Raw genomic sequence first — 19,584 nt, forward strand, 5'->3', positions numbered from 1 at the left:
CGTCACCTCGCGCGGCGAGTCGTCGAGACCTGAGCAAGCCTGCCCGGTGATTCGTCACCTCGCGCGGCGTGCCGACATGGCTTGAGCAAGCCCGTCCGGTGACACGCCACCTCGCGCGGCGAGTCGTCGAGACCTGAGCAAGCCTGCCCGGTGATTCGTCACCTCGCGCGCTGTCGTTGGACGGAGCCTGCGCAATCCCGTGCGGTGAGACACCGCTCGCGTGGCGCAGGAGTCGAGTCATCCTTCTGGGTGGTTCGTCGCCTCACCCGATGTTCGGTGGGACAGCGCGCTCCATGACACGGGCGCGCTCGCGTCATGCCTCGCGGTCGCGGGTGGCTCGACATGCAACCGTGACACCACCAGGGCTGTCGACGTGCTCGTTTTCGGCACGCGCATGCGGTTCCCCTCCACGGCGCAACTGTTTCCGCGCGCGACGCGAATCCGACGGGTCCGCCCCTTTGATTCGTTGCCCGCACTCTTGCGTGGCGTATCCCCTCGAGGTCTCCCGATGCCTTTGTTCCTCCGCTCGTCCTGGGTGCTCTCCGTCACATGGGGTCTGCTTCTCTGCGCATCCCCAGGCTGCCGCGACAAGTCAGACCCCCCACCCGATGCCGGCTCGCCCGTGGATTCGGGCACCCCCGACGCCGGGTCGCCACCCTGGGATGGCACGTACACCGTGCTCGAGGAGCTCGGCGACGGCACGGGAGACCCGGGGGCGCTCGCGCCCTGCGACGTCGTCCCCCAGGTGGGTGAGAGCCCCGCCGGTGGATGCCTGGACCCGTCCGTCTTCGACCTGTCCGCCTGCGACACCTCGACGCTCGCGAACGTCCCGGCGGACGGCATCTTCCACACGCGACTGCGACGGGAGACCGCGCAGCCGGACGGCGGCCTGGTGGGCTCGTACTACACCGTGACGATGGACCTGGTCGGCGACGGCGGCCCCAGCAAGTTCTACTACGCGCCCGTCACCCATGAAGTGCGCGAGGCGAACCGTCTGCTCCTCGGCATCCACACCGTGGGCCGCGACGGAGGCAGCACCACCACCGTGCTGGCCGGCTGCGAGGCGCCGGACCACCGCTCCTTCACGGGCTGCTTCGCCCGGTGCACCAACGGCCGGGTGACCCAGCGGGCCACCGCGCACGCCGACCGCATGCTGTGGCGTGAGGGCGAGGAGGAGTCCTCCGGTGGCCTCTCGCTCGTGTCGGAGACGTACGTCGCGCAGGGCACCCCGCTGGACATCTACGTCGCGAAGAACCACGCCTATGTCGTCTCCGCCAACGCGTATCTGCGCCCCGGCAAGCCCGGCGGCATCACCGTCTTCGACGTGACGGACCGGAGCCACCCGGTCCTGAAGAAGGTCATCAGCCTGCCGGACGACCAGCTCTGGAACAGCGTGTGGGTGAAGGGGGACGCGCTGTACGTCGCGAGCCAGGACACCGGCATCGTGGTCTTCGACATCTCCGACCCCGCGGACCCGAAGCTCGTGCGCCGCGTGCCCTCCAGCGCGCCCTACGCCGTGCACACCGTGCTGGTGGATGGAGACCGGCTCTATGGCATGGGCCTGTGGCCCTCCAGCAACACGCTGGTGTTCGACGTGTCGTCGCCGCTCGAGCCCGTGCTGCTCCAGCGGCTCGCGTTCCCCCTGGCCGGGGCCTACGACGGAGCCCATGACGCCTTCGCCTATCAGGGCCGGCTCTACATCAGCCACTTCGAGGGCGGCCTCAAGGTGGTCGACGTCGCGAACCCGGACGCCATGCCGCTGCTCGGGACGTACACGTACCCGAACACCACCGCGCACCACAACGCGGTGGGCACCTTCGCCGGCCGCACCCTCGTCTTCGAGGGCGGAGAGAACCACGGCGCGCACCTGCGCGTGCTGGACGCGACCGACCCGGCGAACATCGTGAAGATTGGCGAGTTCCGGCTGCGCCCCACCACGTCCATCCACAACATGCTCCTGGTGGGCTCACGCCTGTATGTCGCGTGGTACCAGGAGGGCGTGCGGGTGCTGGACGTGTCCAACCCCACGCAGCCCCGGCAGATCGCCTACTACAACACGCACCGCGAGACGGACCCGGAGCGGACCGATGACGTCTTCGAGGGCGCCATCGGCATCCGCATTCCGGGGGACGGCTACGTGTACGTCGTCGACACGTCACGCGGCCTGCTCATCATGAACGAGCTGGCGGGCCCCTAGCTGCAGATGCCCAGGGGCTGTGAGCCCTCCACGCCGAGCAGCGGTATCTTGTGGGTGATGCCCGCCCACTGCGCGATGGTGATCCACCAGGTCTTCTTGAAGAAGAGCACGCGCACCTTCGCGTAGGCCTTGAGGGTGCCGGACAGCGCGTTGAGGTCCAGGTCCGTGCGCAGCTTCCAGTCGAGCGAGCACACGGGCCAGAACACCTCGCCGGAGGCGGGGAGCGTGGCGTTGATGAGCGCCAGGCTCCCCTCCACGCCGATGGCCACGACGATGACGTCCACCGACGCGGACGCGGTGACGTTGGACCAGCCCCCCGGCGTCGCCGACAGCCGCGCCACCGTGGGGCCCACCAGCCCGTGCACCGTCAGCTTCACGCCGCCGGACAGCGAGCCCTTCACCGTGACGGGCACCGGTCCAATCATGAACGTCTTCGACGCGGAGAAGAACGTGCGGCTCCAGTTGATGGGCGGCGGCGCGTACGTGGCGTACAGCGGCGTGGACCACACCTCCTGACCCACCACGTACAAGGCCGCGGTGCCGCTGTTGTCGCCCCCGTTCTGCCCCACCACCTGCGCGCGGCCGCGCACCAGGTCGTGCTCCGAGGAGAACACCTGGGCGAACAGCTTGCCCTCCGCCACGGCCACGACCTTCTTGTCCGCGTTGACCGTCGCCGTCTCCGCCGTCAGCACGGCGTTGAGGTGATAGCCCGCGCCGAACAGGCTGTTGCCGAAGCGCTCCGTGCGCACGTAGGACTTGTTGAACGTCTGAGACGGATTGGTCCACGGCATGATCTCCGTGGGCGGCGGCACCATCGGCGTGAAGGCCTCCGGAATCGTGGCCTGCTGGATGTCGATGTTGTGCGTGAAGTCCGTGGCGTCGTACTGGAGCTGGCCTCCCGTGCGGTTCGCCTCGTCCTGGAGGATGGCGTACTCCTGCGTGACGCTGTAGCTCGCGGCCGGCGAGAAGGGCGCCACCTGCGACTCCCAGGGCACCTTGTCATTCAACGTGTAGCCCGGCGCATACGTGACGAAGGGGTACTTCGAGGGCTGGACGACGTACGGCGTGGAGTCGACGTAGCTCTGCGCCGCGACGAGCCCTGGAACGACGACCAGCATCAGCGCGAGCGCGCGCGATACCGCCTTGTTCATGGGACCTCCCGAGGGGTGGATGGAGAGGTCTATTTACTCCGAGTGAAGTCGAGGATGTGATTGAAAGCGGCGGCCTCATCCCGGAGTGAGGCGTTGTGTCTGCCTTCTCACGCTCGTCAGGGTTGAGGTGTGGTGGGGGTTTCCACGTAGGTGTTGGCCATGCGTCGCAAATCAGGGTTCTTCTCGTGCTGGCTCGCCCAGCGCAGCAGGGCCAGGGCGCCCGGGGTGGCGTGGCGGTGCTGGCCGAGCAGCTGGAGGATGTCGGAGCGCACGCCGTCGGAGGGGTCCTCGCGCAGGGCCTGTCCCAGCACGGGGAGCAGCAGCGGCTCGAGCGGGCGGAAGCCGCAGGCGAAGACGGCGGCGCGGCGCACCTCGGAGGCGGTGTCGTTCACCAGCCGCTCCACGAGCAGCCGGTCCGCCTCCGGGCCAGGGATGTTGCGCAGCGCGACGAGCGCGGCCTCGCGCACCCGGGAGGCGTCGGAGCGCAGCGCCTCGGTGAGCGTGTCGAGCACGCCCGGCGAGCGGGTGTTCCCCAGCGAGCGCAGGAGCAGGGCGCGCTGCTCGGCGTCGCGCGCGGCGCGGTAGTCGTTCTTCAGCTCCTGCACGAGCGCCTCCGCGTCGCGGCCCGCGGTGTCGCTCATCTGGAGCGCCGCGTTGCCCAGGGCCAGCGTGGCGGTGCCGCGCAGCTTGGGGTCATCGGTGCGCGACAGCTGCCGCAGCGTGTCCACGCCCTCGCGGATGGGGTTGTCCGCCATGCCCAGCGCGGAGACCGCATCCATGCGCACGTCCGACGTGAGCGCGGTGTCCCCCGTGGCCTGGACGAGCGCGCGCAAGGACTCCGGCGTGCTCGCCGCGGAGAGCGCGCCCAGCATGGAGCTGGCGGCCAGCGGGGACAGGCCCTGGGTGCGCAGCAGCGCGGGGATTCGCGCGGCCTCCTCGGGGCGCAGCAGCAGGAGCGCGCGCAGCTGCTCCAGGGCGCGCGTGCGCGCGTCGTCGCGGGCCTTCTCGTCGGACGGCAGCGAGAGCAGGTCCGCGAGGATGTCCTCCAGGCGGCGCTTGCCCAGCACCTGCCGGTGGTGCGCGAGCGGGTCCGCCGCCTGGCCCTGGAAGCTCGCCAGCGCGGCGGCGCGCAGGCGTCCGGAGCGCGCGGCGAAGGCGCCCACGAGCGTCGGCTCCTCGCGGCGCTCCAGCAGCCGCAGCGTCAGCTCCATCGCGTTCGTCACCGTGGGCATCCCCTGGCCGGACTCCACCGTGAGCTGCTCGCGCGACTGGAGCGACTGGAGCCCCCCGTCCTCGCCCAGCTCGAAGGTGGCCCCCCCGCTGACGCTCATGCGCGGCGACGTCCCGAGCGGCTGCAGCCCCTGGGGCGTGGCCACGGCGGTGTACTCGCGCTTGCGCTTGTCGAAGCGGCGCTCACCCTGGCGCTGGTACTCCGCCGAGTACTGGCCGGAGGTGTCCTGCTCCTCGGTCCGCCACGTCGGCGTGGGCGCGCCCTCCCGCACGAACTGGGACGTGGCCACCACCGAGCGGAGCAGCCCCATCGCCAGCTCGTCCACGCCCTGCTCGAAGTGGGTGAGCGTCACCGCGCCGCGCGCGTCCCGCGTCACGAAGAAGGGCTGCGACAGCGCCGCCTCCATCGCCTGCCGCGTCTCGGGCGACAGCGCCCCCTGTCCCTCCACGTCGAGCGTGAAGGCGGTGGGCCGCAGCTGGAGGCGCACGATGACCTCCGCGCCCTCCGCCGAGACCAGGCCCTCGTCCCACTCGCCCTTCAGGGTGATGCGCATGCCGGGCGGCGCGCCGCCCTGGGACGCGGGCTGTCCGGTGAAGGACATCGTCAGCCCCAACGTCAGCGCGTGACGGTGCAGCGTGCCCGGCACCCAGGCCCGGGAGCCTCGTGGCGCGAGCGGCTCGGAGGGCGCCGCGCCGGGGCTCGGGAGGGTGTGCGTCTTCGCGCGGACGTGGGCGACGGTGGGGTCGGAAGACGTCGTGTCGGTGGCATTCTTCCACCAGACGCCACCCAGTCCCGCCAGGAGCAGGACGGCTGCCAACGCGACGACGTTCAGCCGCTTGCGGCGCATGAGTCCCCCGGGACGATTCCTTGACTTGGGTACGGCACCCAAACCACGCTTGTGATTGCTGGGTCGGGAACGGCCAGGTCCCGAGGATATAGCGAAACCCGTCGGTGGGGGGCTGACCCGATGAAGCCACATCGCTATCGTCAGCTCGCACTCCCCGTGTGCGAGCTTGAAGCGCCCTCGAGGTCGAGGTGGAGCGGGTGGTGGGGAGTCGTCGCCGTGTTGGGATTGATGGCCTGTGGTTCCCGGGAGCAGGCGCCGCCGCCCCTGGTGCTGGGCGCGAGCGTCCAGGCGATGCGGGGCTGTCCCGCGGCCCGCTCGGCGTCGGTCCAGGACTCCTGCATGGCGGGCTGTCACCTGGGCTGCGGTGATGGTGTCTGCCAGGACGAGACCGAGGCCTCCTGTCCCGTCGACTGTTTCTGCGGAGACGGTGTCTGTACCGCGGAGGATGTGAACAGCTGCCCCGTGGACTGTGGCTGCCCCGGCTCCTGCGCGGGGGCATGTCATACGGCGACGCTCGTCTCGGCCCGGCACGCCTGCCCGCGTGAAGCGGTTCCCGGACGTCTGCTGCCGGGTGACCCGTTCGCGATTCCCGACCTCCGGCCCTAGGAGCCGACATGTTCCGGTACTTCTCTCTCGGATGGGCCTGCTGCGCGCTGCTGGCGTGCTCGTCCTCGACCATCTCGCCCCGGGGCTTCCCGGACGTCCAGTGGCTGGGCTTCACCGAGGCGCGGGTGACCCACGCCGCGGGAGGCACCCAGGCGCGCGGGCTGCACACCGCCGACGTCGACGGGGACGGCGTGAAGGACCTGGTCCTGGTCGCCTCGCAGACCGAGCAGGTCTGCATCCTCGACGGAGCGGGGAAGGGCGCCTTCGCCGCGCCCCGCTGTCTGTCGGCGGGCACCACGCCCATGGACGTGGCGGTCAGCGACGTGAACGCGGACCGTCGTCCGGACCTGCTCATCGTCGGCCACTTCGCCAATGCGTTGACGGTGCGGCTGGGCGCGCAGGACGGCACCTTCCGCGAGGGCGTGCCCCACTCGCTGGGCAATCACTCGCAGCAGGTGCGCGTGGCGGACCTGGACGGTGACGGGCTGGTGGACGCGATGACGAAGAACGCGGGCTCGGGGGGGTACTTCAACATCACCTTCCTGAAGGGGAAGGGAGACGGCACGTTCGGCGCGGCGGTGCCCCACTCCGTCACGGGGCTGCCGCGAGACCTGGTGCTCGCGGACGTGAACGCGGATGGTCGGCCCGACGTGCTGGTGCTCAACACCAACAGCTTCACGGTGGACGTGCTGCTCGCGACGGAGCGCGGCGAGCTGTCCGCGGCGGCGCCCGTGCGCTTCGCCGGCTCCGCGGACGACGAGCCCTTCCGCCTCGTGTCCCTGGACGTGAACGGGGACGGCCTCCTGGACCTGGTCATCTCGCACAGCGTCTCGGACTCCGGCTACCTCTCCGTGCACCTGGGGGACGGAAGGGGCGGCTTCACCGAGGTGTCCTCCCTCCCCGCCGACGCGCCGGGCGAGATGGTGGTCGCGGACTTCAACCAGGACGGCCGGGAGGACGTCGCCTTCGCGGGGCTCGAGGGGGGCGTCTACCTGCTGCTCGGCGAGGAGGCCGGGGGGCTGGGTGCGCCCACGCGCGTGGCCGCGGGCACGACGCCTTCCTCCCTGGTCGCGGAGGACCTGGACCAGGACGGCTTCCCGGACCTGGCCTGGACGACGCGCGACTCGGTGGAGGTGCTCCTGGGCTCCACCGTCCGTGTCCCGCGCCGTTGAGGCTCGCGCAGTGAATCCCTCGAGGAGGTTGGCATGAAGCAGCTCTGGGTCGTCATCTGTCTCGTCACCGCGGGCTTCGCCAGCCCCGCCTGGGCGCAGCTCAGTGGCCGATGCGGCGGGGACGACAACCTCACGCCGCAGCAGGTCGCCGGACGCAACGCCTGGGCGCGCAAGTGCAACTACATCTCCGCGGCGAAGGAGGCGATCCTCAACGCGGACAACGAGTATCAGGTCTTCGCCAACGGCTGTTTCCAGTACCCCTGCTCCACGAACAACTGTCAGTACTTCGTGCCCGTGTCGGCGAGCGCGCCGTGCGTGTCCGGGCTCATCAACCTCGGCTCGTGCGTGGCCCACCGTGAGCCTCAGGCTCCGCGCGAGGGGCTGCTCGCCTATCTGGAGACGCTCGAGGCGCCATGGCCGCCCGCGTGGCTCCGGTTCGCCGCCGCTCGCGACGCCTCGCGGGACGCGGCGGGCCCGACATGAGCGCGGCGAGGTTCGCGGTGGTGGCGCTGTGGCTCGCGGCCTGTGGCCCCGTCGCGCCGGTGGAGTCGGAGCTGGGCGAGGCGTCCCAGGCGCTGCCCTACTGCCCCTGTCCGATGGTGCCGCTCCAGGAGACCTCGGACGTCGACCCGATGTTGCCCCAGTGCAACCTGCTCTATTGCGAGGTCTGCGGGGACGGCTACTGCGCGGCCTCCGAGAGCCCGTGGAGCTGCCCCTACGACTGCGGCCCCGCGAGCGTGTGCGGAGACGGCGCCTGCAACGGCGGTGAGTCCGAGGGCAACTGCCCGTCGGACTGCTACTGCGGCGACGGCCAGTGCAAGGGCGAGACGGTCTACACCTGTCCCGTCGACTGCGGCTGTCCCAACCCCTGCGGTGACGGTGTCTGCGGCGCGGGAGAGTCCACCGCCACGTGCCCCGCGGACTGCGGCACGGCGTGTGGTGACGGCACGTGCAACGGCACGGAGAGCGTGTACACCTGCCTGGACGACTGCGGCTACTGCGGCGACAGCTACTGCGCCAGCACGGAGAGCTGGGGCTCGTGCCTGGATGACTGCGGCTTCTGCGGCGACGGACTCTGCTCTTCCAGGGAGTCGCCCTACACGTGCAGCCAGGACTGTGGCTTCGCCGGCTCCTGCCTGCTGCCCGAATACCCCTGCAACATCCCCTGACGTGTCAGGGAGGCGGGGCTCCGGCCGTGCTGACCGGAGCCCCGTGACGACGGACGGTGTGGGGACTACAGCCCGCCGACGTCGACCTCGTCCCTCAAGGACAGCCGGTAGTCATCCTGCGCCCACTCGTTCTGGAAGCGCACGGAGCCGGTGAGGAAGCCCTCCGCGTTCATCACGTTCTCCAACTTCACCTGGCTCTCCGGCCGGACGTTCCACACCTGGCCCTTGAAGCTGAAGACGGTGACGCGCGTCAGGTGCAGCGGCTTGCCGTCGGCGCCCATCAGCGTGTCGCCGGCCTGCAGCGTGCGCGCCTTCACCATCGTCCCGTCGCCGAGCACCATCGGGTGCTCCGCGGTGACCTCCAGCCGGCGGCCTTCCTGGGTCTCCAGGGCGAAGATGTCCTCCTGCGTGTCACCCGCCACGTAGCTGCGGATGGTCTGCTCGCCGTAGCGCAGGAGCCCCGGCTCGGAGGTGGGGCTCAGCGCCGTGACGGTGGTGACGCCGGACGCGTACGCCTCCGGAATCGGCAGCATGCGGCCGTCGAAGGCCACCTTCTGCGTGGGCGTGGTGCAGCCCGCCACGCAGGTGCCCAGCTTGTTCAGGCCGGTGATGCACGCGGAGGCCTCGTCCGCGGGCACGTGGAAGGTGCACGTGGAGCCCGCGGGCACCGCCGGGTACGCGAAGCAGCCGTTGGTGAAGACCTGGTACTCGTTCTCCGTGTTCAGGTACGCCTCGCGCGAGGCGGTGATGAGGCCACACTTGCGCGCCCAGGCGTTGCGGCCCCGGGCGAGGTCGATGGTGACGAGCTGGTCGTCCTGGAAGCAGCGCGTGGACAGCTGCGCCAGGGCCGTGCTCGACAGACAGATTGAGAAGACTGCGGCTGCGATGAAGACGTTCTTCATGGGTTCTCCTTCAGGTGGTGGGGTGGGACTTCCGCTCGGTGCCGCGTGTCAGGGCACGCCCGCGGCGCTCCAGGCGTCGCGCACCGAGTTCACGACCGAGGCGTCGTACCGGTCCGTCGCGGCCTGCACGGTGTAGGCCTTGGCCTGGGACATGGTCGTCGTCGACGTGAAGTAGGTCGTCGCGGCGAAGTAGAAGGTCTGCGCCGCGCGGTTCATGCCGACGCCGCCCACGTTGACGGCCGACTTGCCGCGCGGGTGCGTGCCGCCCGTGACGAGCAGCTTGAAGACCAGGTTGGGGATGCCCGAGTTCCAGTGCACGCCACCGTTGTCGGCGGTGCCCGTGTAGCGCTCGGGGTAGTAGTCACGCGACGAGTTGTCGCGCGTGGGGTTGTCCATGTAGCGCAGCGCGTCCCCGGAGATGTTCGGCGTCCAGATGTCCTCGCCAATCTTCCAGACGTCCGCGTCCAGCGCCCCGCCGCGCGCCCAGCTCTCGCAGATGGCCGCCGCGATGTCCGACAGGCTCTCGTTCAGCGCGCCGGACTCGTTGCGGTACACGAGCCCCGACTCGTACTGCGTCACCGCGTGGGTGATTTCGTGCGACACCACGTCCAGGTCCAACCCGAGCTGGCCCGAGTTCACGTTGTCGCCATCCCCGAAGACAATCTGGATGCCGTCCCAGTACGCATTCACGTACGCGGAGCCGTAGTGGACGGTGCTGGTGATGGTGGCGCCCCGGTCGTCGAACGAGTCGCGACCGAAGATGGTCTCGTAGCAGGCGTACGTGGTGCCGATGTGGTCGTAGTTCCGGTCGATGTGGGCGTCGCCCGTGGCCCCGCCACCCTCCTGGCGCCGCAGGGTGCCGGGCGTGGTCCACTGGTTGTTGGCCGAGTGCACGCGCCGGTTGAGTCCCCCGTGGATGAGCGGGTGCACGTCCAGCACCCGGCCCGACGACGCGTCCACGTAGACGCGGTCCTTCGCGGGCGCGTCCTCGCGGGTGCCCACGCGCAGCACTTCATAGGCGGCCGACAGCGGACCCTCGGCGCCCAGGAAGTAGACGAAGCGCGGCTCGCCCTCGACCTTCAGCGTGTCCAGGCCCTCCAGCGCCGCGTCGGTGACGGCGTGCAGCGGCAGCCGCGCGAGCGTCGACGGCTCCCCCGCGCCCCGCGCCGAGCCGTTGGCCGCGTACACGACGCCCTTGTCGTCCACGTGCACCACCAGCTCGCCGCCCTTCACCGGGACGCCGTGGCGGGTCTGGTCGTAGCGCACGTGGGTGTAGCCCAGCTCGTCCGTGCGGCTGTTGCGCACCGTGAGCTCCTCGGCGCGCAGGCCGAACACCGGGGCCAGGGTGCGCAGCACGGGCGCGAGCGCGTCCGCCGCCTTCAGCGAGACGAGCGAGCGGTCCACGGTGCCGAGCGAGCCGCGGATGAAGCTCGGGGTGCCGTCCCGGCCCGCGTCGACGACCTCCACGCGGCCCAGCGCCGCCAGCGCGGCCTGTCGAGTCTCCGGGGTGTTGTCCCGGGTCGGGTCCACGGGGGCCTCGCCGCAAGCGGCGCCCCACATGGCACAGCACGCCCCAATCAATCCCAGTTTCCAAGTCCGAGTCACGACGCGCTCCTTGTCTTGCGGGTAGGTGCTGCTCTGCATGGCTCCAGCGCGTGCGGGCCTCCCACGCCTGCGCTCGCGCGGCAGGGGCGGAAAGGGACGGACGTGTCGTGTCGTCGTCGGAGGCCGACGGCGCTGGCACTGCGGGACCCATGGGGATGGGTCCAGTCCGATGGCGGACTAGAGGTGCGCGGTCATCCGCTGGACCTCGGCGGGGCTGGCCCCCGACTCCGCGAGCCCGGCCATGAGCGCCTCCCTCAGGAGGCTCTTGAGCCGGGGATTGTCGAGCCGTGTGTACGTGTCCACGGCGAGCTGCCGGTCCACCTGCGCCAGGCGGAAGAGCAAATCGTACTTCTCACCCACCAGCCCCTTCTTCACCGAATCTGACAGGCCGCTGTCGATGGGCGACAGCGCCAGCGACGTCATCGCGTCGCGGGCGGCGGGCTCGTCCGGCGCCAGCTCGAAGAGCAGGTCGATCATCGCCATGCGCTCGAGCACGGGCTCCGGCTTGTCCTCCATGAACCGCGCGTCGGCGGGGAGCTGCTGCAGGGCGGTGGGGTCCGCCAGCTCGCTGCGCAGGCCGTCGATGCGGGAGGCCCCGTCGCGCGCGAGCTCCTCCACGAAGACCTCCTTGCGGAAGAACGCGTTGAAGCGCCCGGCCCGGTACTGACGCGCGGACTGGCGCGCGGCCTCGCGCCGTGTCTTCTGCTCCGCGTCGTCCGTGGGCGCAGCCGCCTCCGGGCTCGTGGCCCGGGCCGTGGGCGCGGTGGGGCGCGGCGACAGCGTGCGCGTGGCCTGGGGCGCGGTATGTGACGCGGGAGCGCGGGGCTCGGTCGGCGCGGGCTCGTGCGCGGAGGGCGAGCGCGGATGGACGAGCGCATACAGGCCCGTGCCCCCGAGCACGACGAGCGCGAGGCCCGGTCCCATCCATCGCCAGCGTCGGGGAGCTGGGGGCCGGGGATTGTCGGCGGGAAGTCCGTTCATGGCTCCACTCCTTGAAGGAATCAGAACAGCCAGCGCGGGGGGGCCGGCTCGGCGTCGAGTCCGAGGAAGCGGCGGTTCACCACGCGGTTCTCGGGGTCCACCGTCACCTGCACCACCGGCTCCGGGAAGGGCACCGTCACGCTCAGCGTGTCCGACTGCGGCGACAGCCCGTAGTTCAGCGTCACCCGCCTGCGCTCGGTGGCGCCCTCGACGAGGACGTCCACGGAGACGGGGTAGCGCGTGCCGGACACGGAGCGCTGGACGGCGGTGAGGGTCAGCTCGCCGTCCTCCAGCGCATGGCTCACCTCGAAGAAGGGCCAGTCCGGGTCTCCGCCGCCGTACACCCACGCGTCGAAGTACGGCCCCAGGTCCTCGCCGGACGCCTGCTCCAGCGCGGCGCGCAGGTCCGCGACGCTCCGGTCCCCGGGGACGGACAGGAAGTTCTTGATGGCCTGCAGGACGATGTTCTCGCCCAGCAGCGGCTCCAGCTGGAGGAACAGGAGCATGGGCCCGGTGCCGTAGACGTCCGACGCGAAGGAGAGGAAGACGGGGGCCGGGTCGTCCTCGGGCTGCGGGTAGTACGCGGCGGTGCGCGCCAGCCGGTCCCAGTACGCGCGCGTCTGCTCGGCCTCGCCCGCGGGGCGGCCCAGGCGCTCGTAGCGGTACGTGAGGTACTCGGCGATGGCCTCCTTCCACACGAAGTCGAACGGGCTCGACAGCGTGGTGCGGTTGCCCGCCCACTGGTGCACCACCTCGTGCATCAGCGTGTGCATCGTCATGTTCGCGTAGTCGCGCCGGAGGTCCGGCAGGTCCTCGCGCAGGATGAGGTTGGCGGGGTGCTCCACGCCCAGCCACTCGGTGGGCGCGCCCGCCACGCGCAGCTCGGTGCCGTACGGCAGCGGGCCCAGCTCGCCGATGACCCAGTTGAGGTACGCCTTGACGTCCGCGGCCACCAGCGACGAGGCGAGCTTGCCGCCGGCCACCTCGTGGAAGACGACCTTGAACTTGCTGGACTGCTCGGTGAACGTGCTCGAGCGCCACGCGGGATTGGAGGCCACCGCGAAGGACGAGTACGTGGGAGCCTGGGTGAGCCCGGTCAGCGTGCACTTCGTGGTGGTGCTGTCGGGGCGCGTCAGCTGTCCCGGGCACAGCACCCGCTCGCCCGTCGCGTGCTTCACGGTGAAGACGTACTGCGTGAGCTGGTCCGTGCGGTCGTCGCATGGGCCGAAGCGGTCGCACGACTCCACCCAGCTCAAGAGATACGAGAAGGTGTTGCCGGCCCTGTCCGTGCGGCGCGAGAAGCCCACCTGGGTGAAGTCGTACGTCTCCAGGGGCACCGTGTAGCGCGCCTCCAGCTTCACCTGGCCCGCGAACTGGCCGCGGCCGCAGACGCGGATGCCCTGCTCGGTGGACTCCGAGCGGGTCGGCTCGGCGTCGTTCCAGCGCAGTCCCGTGAGCCCCTGGGGCGCGTTCACCACGAAGCAGTCACCGCCCGGCGGCGCGACGTCCAGGTACAGCGTGGACTTCGCCTCGCCCGTCTGCGTGGCGAAGTCGTACTCGTAGCGGGTCACCCGCGCGGAGAAGTCACCCTCGGGCCACAGGGGCACGAACGGGTGTGACTGCGCGTCGAGCGCGTCGAGGGCGCCCTCCGGCTCCACCGTGGGGCCACAGCCGAGCGCTCCGAGCGCCCACAGCCCCCAGACCACCCGTGTGAGAACACCTGCCAGCGGCTGCGCGGACCATCCTGGGATGCTTCGCATGGCGTCCTTGTCGTGAGGTGACGAGCACGATGAAGCGCGAGAGCCCCGACCCGAGCCCCCCTGGGGGGCCCTCGCGCAGGTCCAGACAGGGTATGCGCGGGACTACAGGCCGTCGACGCTGGCCTCGTCACGCACCGACAGCCGGTAGTGGTCGTCCGCCCACTCGTTCTGGAAGCGCACCGAGCCCGTCAGCAGGCCCTCCACGTCCAGCACGTTCTCGATCTTCTCCTTGCTGAGCGGCTGCACGTTCCAGGTGGTCCCCTCGTAGCGGAAGACGGAGACGTCCTGGAGCTCCACCTTCTCGCCGCGCACGCCGAGCAGCACGTCGCCCGCCTGGAGCGTCTTGGCCTTCACCATCTCACCGGTGGCGAGCACCATGGGGTGCTCGGACGTCACCTCGACGCGGCGGCCGTCCACCGTCTGCAGCGCGAACACGTCCTCCACCGTCTCGCCGGCGACGAAGGCGCGGATGGCCTGCTCGCCCGTGGTGGGCGCCACTAGCGAAGCGTCCTTCGTGAGCGCCGTCACCGTGCGCACGCCGGACGCATACGCATCCGCGATGGGCCAGTACTCACCACCGAAGGACACCTTCTCCCTGGCCGTGTAGCAGCCCGTCACGCACGTGCCCAGCTTCACCAGTCCGGCGATGCACGGCGCGTTCTCGTCCGCGGGGATGAAGAAGGAGCACGTGGCCGTCGGGCCCGTGGCGGCGAAGGAGTAACAGCCGCTCGCGTACACCTGGTACTCGCCCTCCGCGTTCAGGAAGTCCCGCTTGGCCTGGGTGATGTAGCCGCACCGGAAGGACCAGTTGTTGCGACCCTGCGACAGCGTGTACGTGGTGAGCTGGTCGTCGGTGAAGCAGCGCGTGGACAGCTGCGCCGACGCCGTCGTGGAAAGCACCGCGCACGCGAGGACAACCAGATACGACAGTCGCTTCATGGCTCGCTCCTGGAGGCTGGGGCTGCTGGGTTTCGCTGCCCCGGGATATATCGAGGGTTCACTCGCAGTAAAGTGGATTCCCGCCGAACATGGGATTCCTGGCGACGAATGTTGGCTGTTATTGATTTGCAGTGTCTGCTGATAATTCCATCCGCGCGTCGCGGTGCGGGGTGGAGTGTTCGCGGCTGAAAGCCCTGAATCCACGGGGGCTTGTGTGGACTCCTGGTCGGATACGGGCGGGGCCTGCGGACGTGCGGGCGTCTCAGGGATTGCCGCAGGTATGCCTTGCGCGGGTCAGGTGCGGGTGGGGCCCGGTGGGGGGCTCCATGACTGCCATTGGGTTGCACTGGCAGTGTGGATTGCGTGTGGCGGTGGGGCGGAGTGTCATCCTCTGACGCGAAGTGGCTGGACGGGGGCGGACGGACGCGCGAGTCCTTATGACGAGGCTCCACCCTGGCGAAGGCGACCTCGGGCGCCTTGGAGGAAGGCATGCGCGTACACCCGGTCCGGCTGGTGCTGGCATGGGTCCTGGTCTGGGGGACGGTGGCCTGGGGCGCCGCTCCGGGCACGGGGCCCGGGGACTGCGAGGGCAACACGCGCTTCCTGGTGGGCGCGGGCCTGGGGGACATCACCGGCCCCGCCGCGGAGGTGGGGATGATGGGCTACGGGCAGCTCTCGCAGCAGACCGCGGGGCTGCACCAGCGGCTGCGCTCGCGGGCCTTCGTCATCGTCTCGCCGTGCAACGGGCGACGGGTGGCCATCGTCAGCGCGGACCTGGGGATGATGTTCCAGGCGGTGAAGACGCAGGTGGTGGAGCGGCTGCGCGCCCGCTTCGGCGCCGTGTATTCGAATGACAACGTGCTGCTCGGCGCCACGCACACGCACTCGGGGCCGGGCGGCTTCTCGCACCACACCTTGTACAACCTGACGACGTTCGGCTTCGTGCCGCAGAACTTCGAGGCCATCGTCTCCGGCATCGTCACGTCGATTGCCCGGGCCCACTCGCGGCTGGGCGAGGGGACGCTGCGGCTGGAAGCGGGGGAGCTCGTGGGGGCCAGCCGCAACCGCTCACCGGAGGCCTACCGGCTCAACCCGCCCGCCGAGCGCGCCCGGTACGCCCACGACGTGGACACGCGGATGACGCTGCTGCGGCTGACGCGCGCGCAAGGCGGCGACGTGGGGCTCATCAACTGGTTCGCCGTGCACGCGACGTCCATGGGCAACGACAACCACCTCATCAGCGGGGACAACAAGGGACTGGCCTCGTACTGGTTCGAGAAGGCGCATGACAAGGGGGACACGTTCGTCGCGGCCTTCGCGCAGGCGAACGCGGGGGACGTCACGCCCAACATCCTGGGCGGCACGAATGGCGGTGGGGCCGACGACTTCGAGGACACGGAGCTGTCCGCGCGCAAGCAGCACGACTTCGCCGCGCGGCTGTGGGCCCGGGCCACGACGCCGCTCGTGGGGGGCGTGGACTTCCGGCACACCTTCGTGAAGATGGACGCGGTGGACGTGGCGCCCGAGTACGCGGATGGGAGGCCGCGCCGCACGTGTCCCGCGGCGATTGGGCTGTCGATGCTGGCGGGCGCGGAGGACGGGCCCGGCTATGGCGTGGAGGGCGCGTCGTGCGCCGTCATCCATGACTTGTGGAGCCAGTTCACCTGCGCGCTCACCACCACGCCGTGTCAGGGCGAGAAGCCCATCGTGCTGGAGATGGGCGCCATGCTGCCGCACCCGTGGAGCCCGGACGTGTTGCCGCTGCAGTTGGTGACGGTGGGGCCGCTCGCGCTGGTGGCGGTGCCGTTCGAGGTGACGACGATGGCGGGGCGGCGGCTGCGTCGGACGGTGCTGGAGCGGCTCTCGCCCCGGGGCATCACGGAGGTGGTCATCGTGGGGCTGGCCAACGACTACGCGGGCTATGTCGCCACGCGCGAGGAGTACGCGCGCCAGTCCTACGAGGGGGCGTCGACGCACTTCGGGCCGTGGACGCTCGCGGCGCTGCAGCAGGGGTTCGATTCGCTCGCGGTGGGGATGCGCGAGGGGCATCCGGTTGCTCCGGGGCCCCTGCCCACGGACCTGCGCTTCATCCAGGCGAGCCTCCAGCCCGGCGTGGTGTACGACGACAAGCTGCTCTGGGTGTCGTTCGGCGACGTCATCACGGACGCGAAGGCGTCGTACGCGCGCGGGGACTCGGTGAAGGTCACGTTCTGGGGCGCGCATCCGAAGAACGACCTGCGCCTGGAGGGGACGTATCTGCGCGTGCAGCGCAAGGGCTCCATCGGCGCGTGGGTGGACGTGGCGGATGATGGTGACTGGGAGACGCGCTACCGCTGGGAGCGCGAGAGCTGTGTGCCCACGCTGGGGTGCTCGCACGTCACGGTGGAGTGGCACATCCCGCGCGACGCCGCGCCGGGCACGTACCGCATCCTCCACGAGGGCGAGTGGAAGTCTGGCTGGGATGCGCGCGTGCGCCCGTACTACGGCGCCTCGCGGGTGTTCACGGTGAAGTGACGGCGTCCTCTGGGGCGTGGGGCCGGGAGAGCAGCTCGCGCAGCCGGGGAGGCGTGGGTTGGAGCTGCACGCCGATGCCCGCCGTGGAGCCCCAGGTGCGGGCGTGCGCGGTGTCGACGTGACGCACCACCTCGCCCTCGCAGGTGAAGTCCTCGCCGTCCAGGCGCAGCGTCAATGACAGCCGCGTGAAGAGGGGAGGGAAGGGCTCCTCGCAGCTGAGGAACAGGCCGCCCTTGCAGACCTCGACGCGGTGGGCCACGAGGCCCTGGGGATGCTGGATGCGCACGTCACAGGGGGCGGGAGTCCGCGTGATGGGGCGATGGGGGCTTGTGCGCGAGGTGGCGTGACGACGCGCGGCGGGTGGGCACGGCAGTGCATCGGAGTGTTCCGACAGGCAGCGCTCGCAGTGCATGGTCACCTCGCTCGGAGGGCTCCCGCGGGGGCGGGAGGGGCGACAGCTGTCTGTATACCGGGTGCGGGAGCCGGTGTGACGAGGCCTCCGGGGCAGCACGAGTGGGATGACGGCTAGCGCACAGAGGGGCTCGCGGGGGCTGGCCCGCATGGGCCGTGGACGGGGGCGTGGGCGGGGGCGTGTCGGTTGCGGGACGTCTGTCTCGCTCGCCCAGCGCATTGAGGCAGCGGGGTGAAGCGCGGAGGCTCGCGGCGGTGATGGGACGTGCCCCGTCATCCACTGCCACCCGACGGGCAGTGCGCTTGTTGGAGAAAGGCCCATCCATGAGCATCCATGGTCTCGAAGGGAAGAATGTCCTCATCGCGGGGGGCGCCAAGAACCTGGGCGGGTTGATGGCTCGCGACCTGGCGCGACATGGGGCCAAGGCGGTGGTGATCCACTACCACGACGCGAGCGCGAGGAGCGCCGCCGAGCAGACGCTGCGTGCCATCGAGGCCTCGGGGGCCAAGGGGGTGGCTCTCCAGGGAGAGCTGACGAGCGCCCGGGGGATGGAGCAGCTCTTCGCGGAGGCGAGGGCCGCGGTGGGCAGGCCGGACATCGCCATCAATACCGTGGGAAAGGTGCTCAAGAAGCCCATCGTCGAGACCACGGAGGCGGAGTTCGACGAGATGAGCGCGGTGAATGCCAAGACGGCCTTCTTCTTCCTCAAGGAGGCGGGGCGGCACCTGAACGACAACGGCAAGGTCTGCACGCTCGTCACGTCCCTGTTGGGGGCATACACGCCCTTCTACGCGACCTATGCGGGCATGAAGGCCCCCGTCGAGCACTTCACCCGGGCGGCCTCGAAGGAGTTCGGCGAGCGGGGCATCTCCGTGACGGCGGTCGGCCCGGGCCCCATGGACACGCCCTTCTTCTACCCGGCGGAGGGAGAGGACGCGGTCACCTACCACAAGACGGCGGCGGCGCTGTCGAGGTTCTCCAAGACGGGCCTCACCGACATCGAGGACATCGTTCCGTTCATCCGGTTCCTCGTCACCGAGGGCTGGTGGATGACGGGCCAGACGATTCTCGTCAACGGCGGATACACCACGAAGTAGTCGCCGGGAGTGGGATGCGAGTCGCTCGCCTTCGATGGAGGCGAGCGACTCGGGCCCGACGGGGGATGCCGTCAGGCGCTCTCCGGGGATGACCGCGACACGGGCTGTCGCTCCAGCAGTCGCTGGTAGGCGAGCACCAGGACGAACTGGTGCAGGCTCACCGACGCCATGACCATCAAGGTGGCGACGAGGTTGGCGGCGAAGGAGAAGGGCGCCGGCAGGTGCTCCGTCGCGTCGGTGAGGAGGGAGCCCACGGTGTCCGAGAGGGGCATGAGGATGAGCACTGGGAGCAGTGCGCTGAGAAGCCTCCTGCGATGGCCTCGGACGAGTTGATAGGAGAACCGGAGCGCGGCGAGTGGACCTTTGCCGTCCACCGCGACGGCGGCGGGGGCCAGGCTCGTGCAGAGCGCCATGTAGACGCCTGGCAGCACGAGGAGGAACGAGCCCCCCAGGACGACGAGGAACGTCAACACGTACGTCAGGAGCAGGAGGGGGATGCGCCCGAGGACGACCCATGGGGAGCTGACGTCCGGGGCTGGCAGCCCGGCCTCCTCGCGCAGCCGCCGGGTCACCGTGCGCATGAGGAGGATGCTCAGGCCGAGCTCCGCCGCGACCAGGGACGTGATGCCGGGCAAGGTGCTCTGGGTGAGGTGGAGGAGGGCCCCGGAGCCCATGAGGCAGAGCCACTGGAGGATGAAGAGCCCCGCCAGGAGCACCCGGTGCTGGAGCAGGAGCGAGCAGGCATCTCGCAGGAGCCGCGTGGGGGCCATGGCCGTCGGGTCCTCCCGAATCCGACGTACGCACGGCGCGCAGCGGGCGGCCTCCGGGTGGGCGCGACAGCCGGCGCAGCCGAAGCTGCCACACCGGTCGCAGACGAAGACGGAGTCCTCCAGGGGATGCACGGCACACGTGGGCGCGATTTCGGAGGCGGCGGACGACATGGGACGGCTCGGGGCAAGAGGAAGCCCGGGCCGCTCGCGCGCCCTCGGGCGCCGCCACCC

Annotated in this window: 16 protein-coding genes; 7 read left to right on the plus strand and 9 right to left on the minus strand. The window is 70.4% G+C overall.

Annotation, left to right across the window (positions count from 1 at the left end):
* Positions 1 to 622: 622 nt before the first annotated feature.
* Entirely contained in the window at positions 623 to 2,197 is a 1,575-nt protein-coding gene (locus K8625_RS08030) for an LVIVD repeat-containing protein (RefSeq protein ID WP_370641890.1), read from the plus strand.
* Here the strand turns inward: K8625_RS08030 and K8625_RS08035 are convergent.
* Together K8625_RS08035 and K8625_RS08040 are read right to left on the minus strand one after the other, a co-directional pair.
* Positions 2,194 to 3,348: a hypothetical protein gene (locus K8625_RS08035; protein WP_141327915.1), complete on the minus strand. Its 1,155-nt coding sequence runs from the start codon at positions 3,346 to 3,348 to the stop codon at positions 2,194 to 2,196. The two genes, K8625_RS08030 and K8625_RS08035, sit on opposite strands and share 4 nt — an antisense overlap.
* A gap of 116 nt (positions 3,349 to 3,464) precedes the next feature.
* Entirely contained in the window at positions 3,465 to 5,426 is a 1,962-nt protein-coding gene (locus K8625_RS08040; RefSeq protein ID WP_223782342.1) for a HEAT repeat domain-containing protein, read from the minus strand.
* Positions 5,427 to 5,642: 216 nt separating this feature from the next.
* Between K8625_RS08040 and K8625_RS08045 the strand changes: the two genes are divergently transcribed.
* The 4 genes from K8625_RS08045 to K8625_RS08060 are packed head-to-tail and all read left to right on the plus strand — an operon-like array spanning position 5,643 to position 8,373.
* Positions 5,643 to 6,032: a hypothetical protein gene (locus K8625_RS08045; protein ID WP_223782343.1), complete on the plus strand. Its 390-nt coding sequence runs from the start codon at positions 5,643 to 5,645 to the stop codon at positions 6,030 to 6,032.
* A gap of 8 nt (positions 6,033 to 6,040) precedes the next feature.
* Positions 6,041 to 7,204: a VCBS repeat-containing protein gene (locus K8625_RS08050; RefSeq protein ID WP_223782344.1), complete on the plus strand. Its 1,164-nt coding sequence runs from the start codon at positions 6,041 to 6,043 to the stop codon at positions 7,202 to 7,204.
* A gap of 33 nt (positions 7,205 to 7,237) precedes the next feature.
* Positions 7,238 to 7,687 (plus strand): hypothetical protein, encoded by a 450-nt coding sequence (locus K8625_RS08055; protein ID WP_223749149.1) that lies wholly within the window; start codon positions 7,238 to 7,240, stop codon positions 7,685 to 7,687.
* The gene (locus K8625_RS08060) at positions 7,684 to 8,373 is read left to right on the plus strand and encodes a hypothetical protein (protein ID WP_223782345.1); all 690 of its coding nucleotides are present in this window, start codon (positions 7,684 to 7,686) and stop codon (positions 8,371 to 8,373) included. The genes K8625_RS08055 and K8625_RS08060 overlap by 4 nt, the downstream gene beginning before the upstream one ends.
* 65 nt (positions 8,374 to 8,438) lie before the next feature.
* Here the strand turns inward: K8625_RS08060 and K8625_RS08065 are convergent, their stop codons facing one another.
* From K8625_RS08065 to K8625_RS08085, 5 genes are all read right to left on the minus strand, one after another.
* Entirely contained in the window at positions 8,439 to 9,275 is an 837-nt protein-coding gene (locus K8625_RS08065; protein WP_223749151.1) for a hypothetical protein, read from the minus strand.
* A gap of 48 nt (positions 9,276 to 9,323) precedes the next feature.
* Positions 9,324 to 10,805 (minus strand): M4 family metallopeptidase, encoded by a 1,482-nt coding sequence (locus K8625_RS08070; protein ID WP_223782346.1) that lies wholly within the window; start codon positions 10,803 to 10,805, stop codon positions 9,324 to 9,326.
* Between the two features lie 252 nt (positions 10,806 to 11,057).
* Positions 11,058 to 11,861: a hypothetical protein gene (locus K8625_RS08075; protein WP_223782347.1), complete on the minus strand. Its 804-nt coding sequence runs from the start codon at positions 11,859 to 11,861 to the stop codon at positions 11,058 to 11,060.
* Between the two features lie 20 nt (positions 11,862 to 11,881).
* Positions 11,882 to 13,621, minus strand: coding sequence for a M1 family aminopeptidase (locus tag K8625_RS08080; protein ID WP_223782348.1), 1,740 nt, complete (start codon positions 13,619 to 13,621; stop codon positions 11,882 to 11,884).
* Positions 13,622 to 13,723: 102 nt separating this feature from the next.
* Positions 13,724 to 14,560, minus strand: a complete 837-nt coding sequence (locus K8625_RS08085) for a Hint domain-containing protein (RefSeq protein ID WP_223749155.1) — start codon at positions 14,558 to 14,560, stop codon at positions 13,724 to 13,726.
* Between the two features lie 489 nt (positions 14,561 to 15,049).
* Between K8625_RS08085 and K8625_RS08090 the strand changes: the two genes are divergently transcribed.
* The gene (locus K8625_RS08090; RefSeq protein WP_223749156.1) at positions 15,050 to 17,074 is read left to right on the plus strand and encodes a neutral/alkaline ceramidase; all 2,025 of its coding nucleotides are present in this window, start codon (positions 15,050 to 15,052) and stop codon (positions 17,072 to 17,074) included.
* Here K8625_RS08090 and K8625_RS08095 read toward each other — a convergent pair.
* On the minus strand, positions 17,061 to 17,360 hold the full coding sequence (locus tag K8625_RS08095) for a PilZ domain-containing protein (protein ID WP_223782349.1): 300 nt from the start codon (positions 17,358 to 17,360) through the stop codon (positions 17,061 to 17,063). The two genes, K8625_RS08090 and K8625_RS08095, sit on opposite strands and share 14 nt — an antisense overlap.
* 449 nt (positions 17,361 to 17,809) lie before the next feature.
* On the opposite strand from K8625_RS08095, the gene K8625_RS08100 reads away from it, so the two are divergent.
* Positions 17,810 to 18,583: an SDR family oxidoreductase gene (locus K8625_RS08100; RefSeq protein ID WP_223782350.1), complete on the plus strand. Its 774-nt coding sequence runs from the start codon at positions 17,810 to 17,812 to the stop codon at positions 18,581 to 18,583.
* Positions 18,584 to 18,654: 71 nt separating this feature from the next.
* On the opposite strand, the gene K8625_RS08105 is transcribed toward K8625_RS08100, so the two are convergent.
* On the minus strand, positions 18,655 to 19,524 hold the full coding sequence (locus K8625_RS08105; RefSeq protein WP_223782351.1) for a hypothetical protein: 870 nt from the start codon (positions 19,522 to 19,524) through the stop codon (positions 18,655 to 18,657).
* Between the last annotated feature and the right edge of the window lie 60 nt (positions 19,525 to 19,584).

Source organism: Myxococcus sp. AS-1-15 (assembly GCF_020037055.1).
Taxonomy (GTDB): domain Bacteria; phylum Myxococcota; class Myxococcia; order Myxococcales; family Myxococcaceae; genus Myxococcus; species Myxococcus fulvus.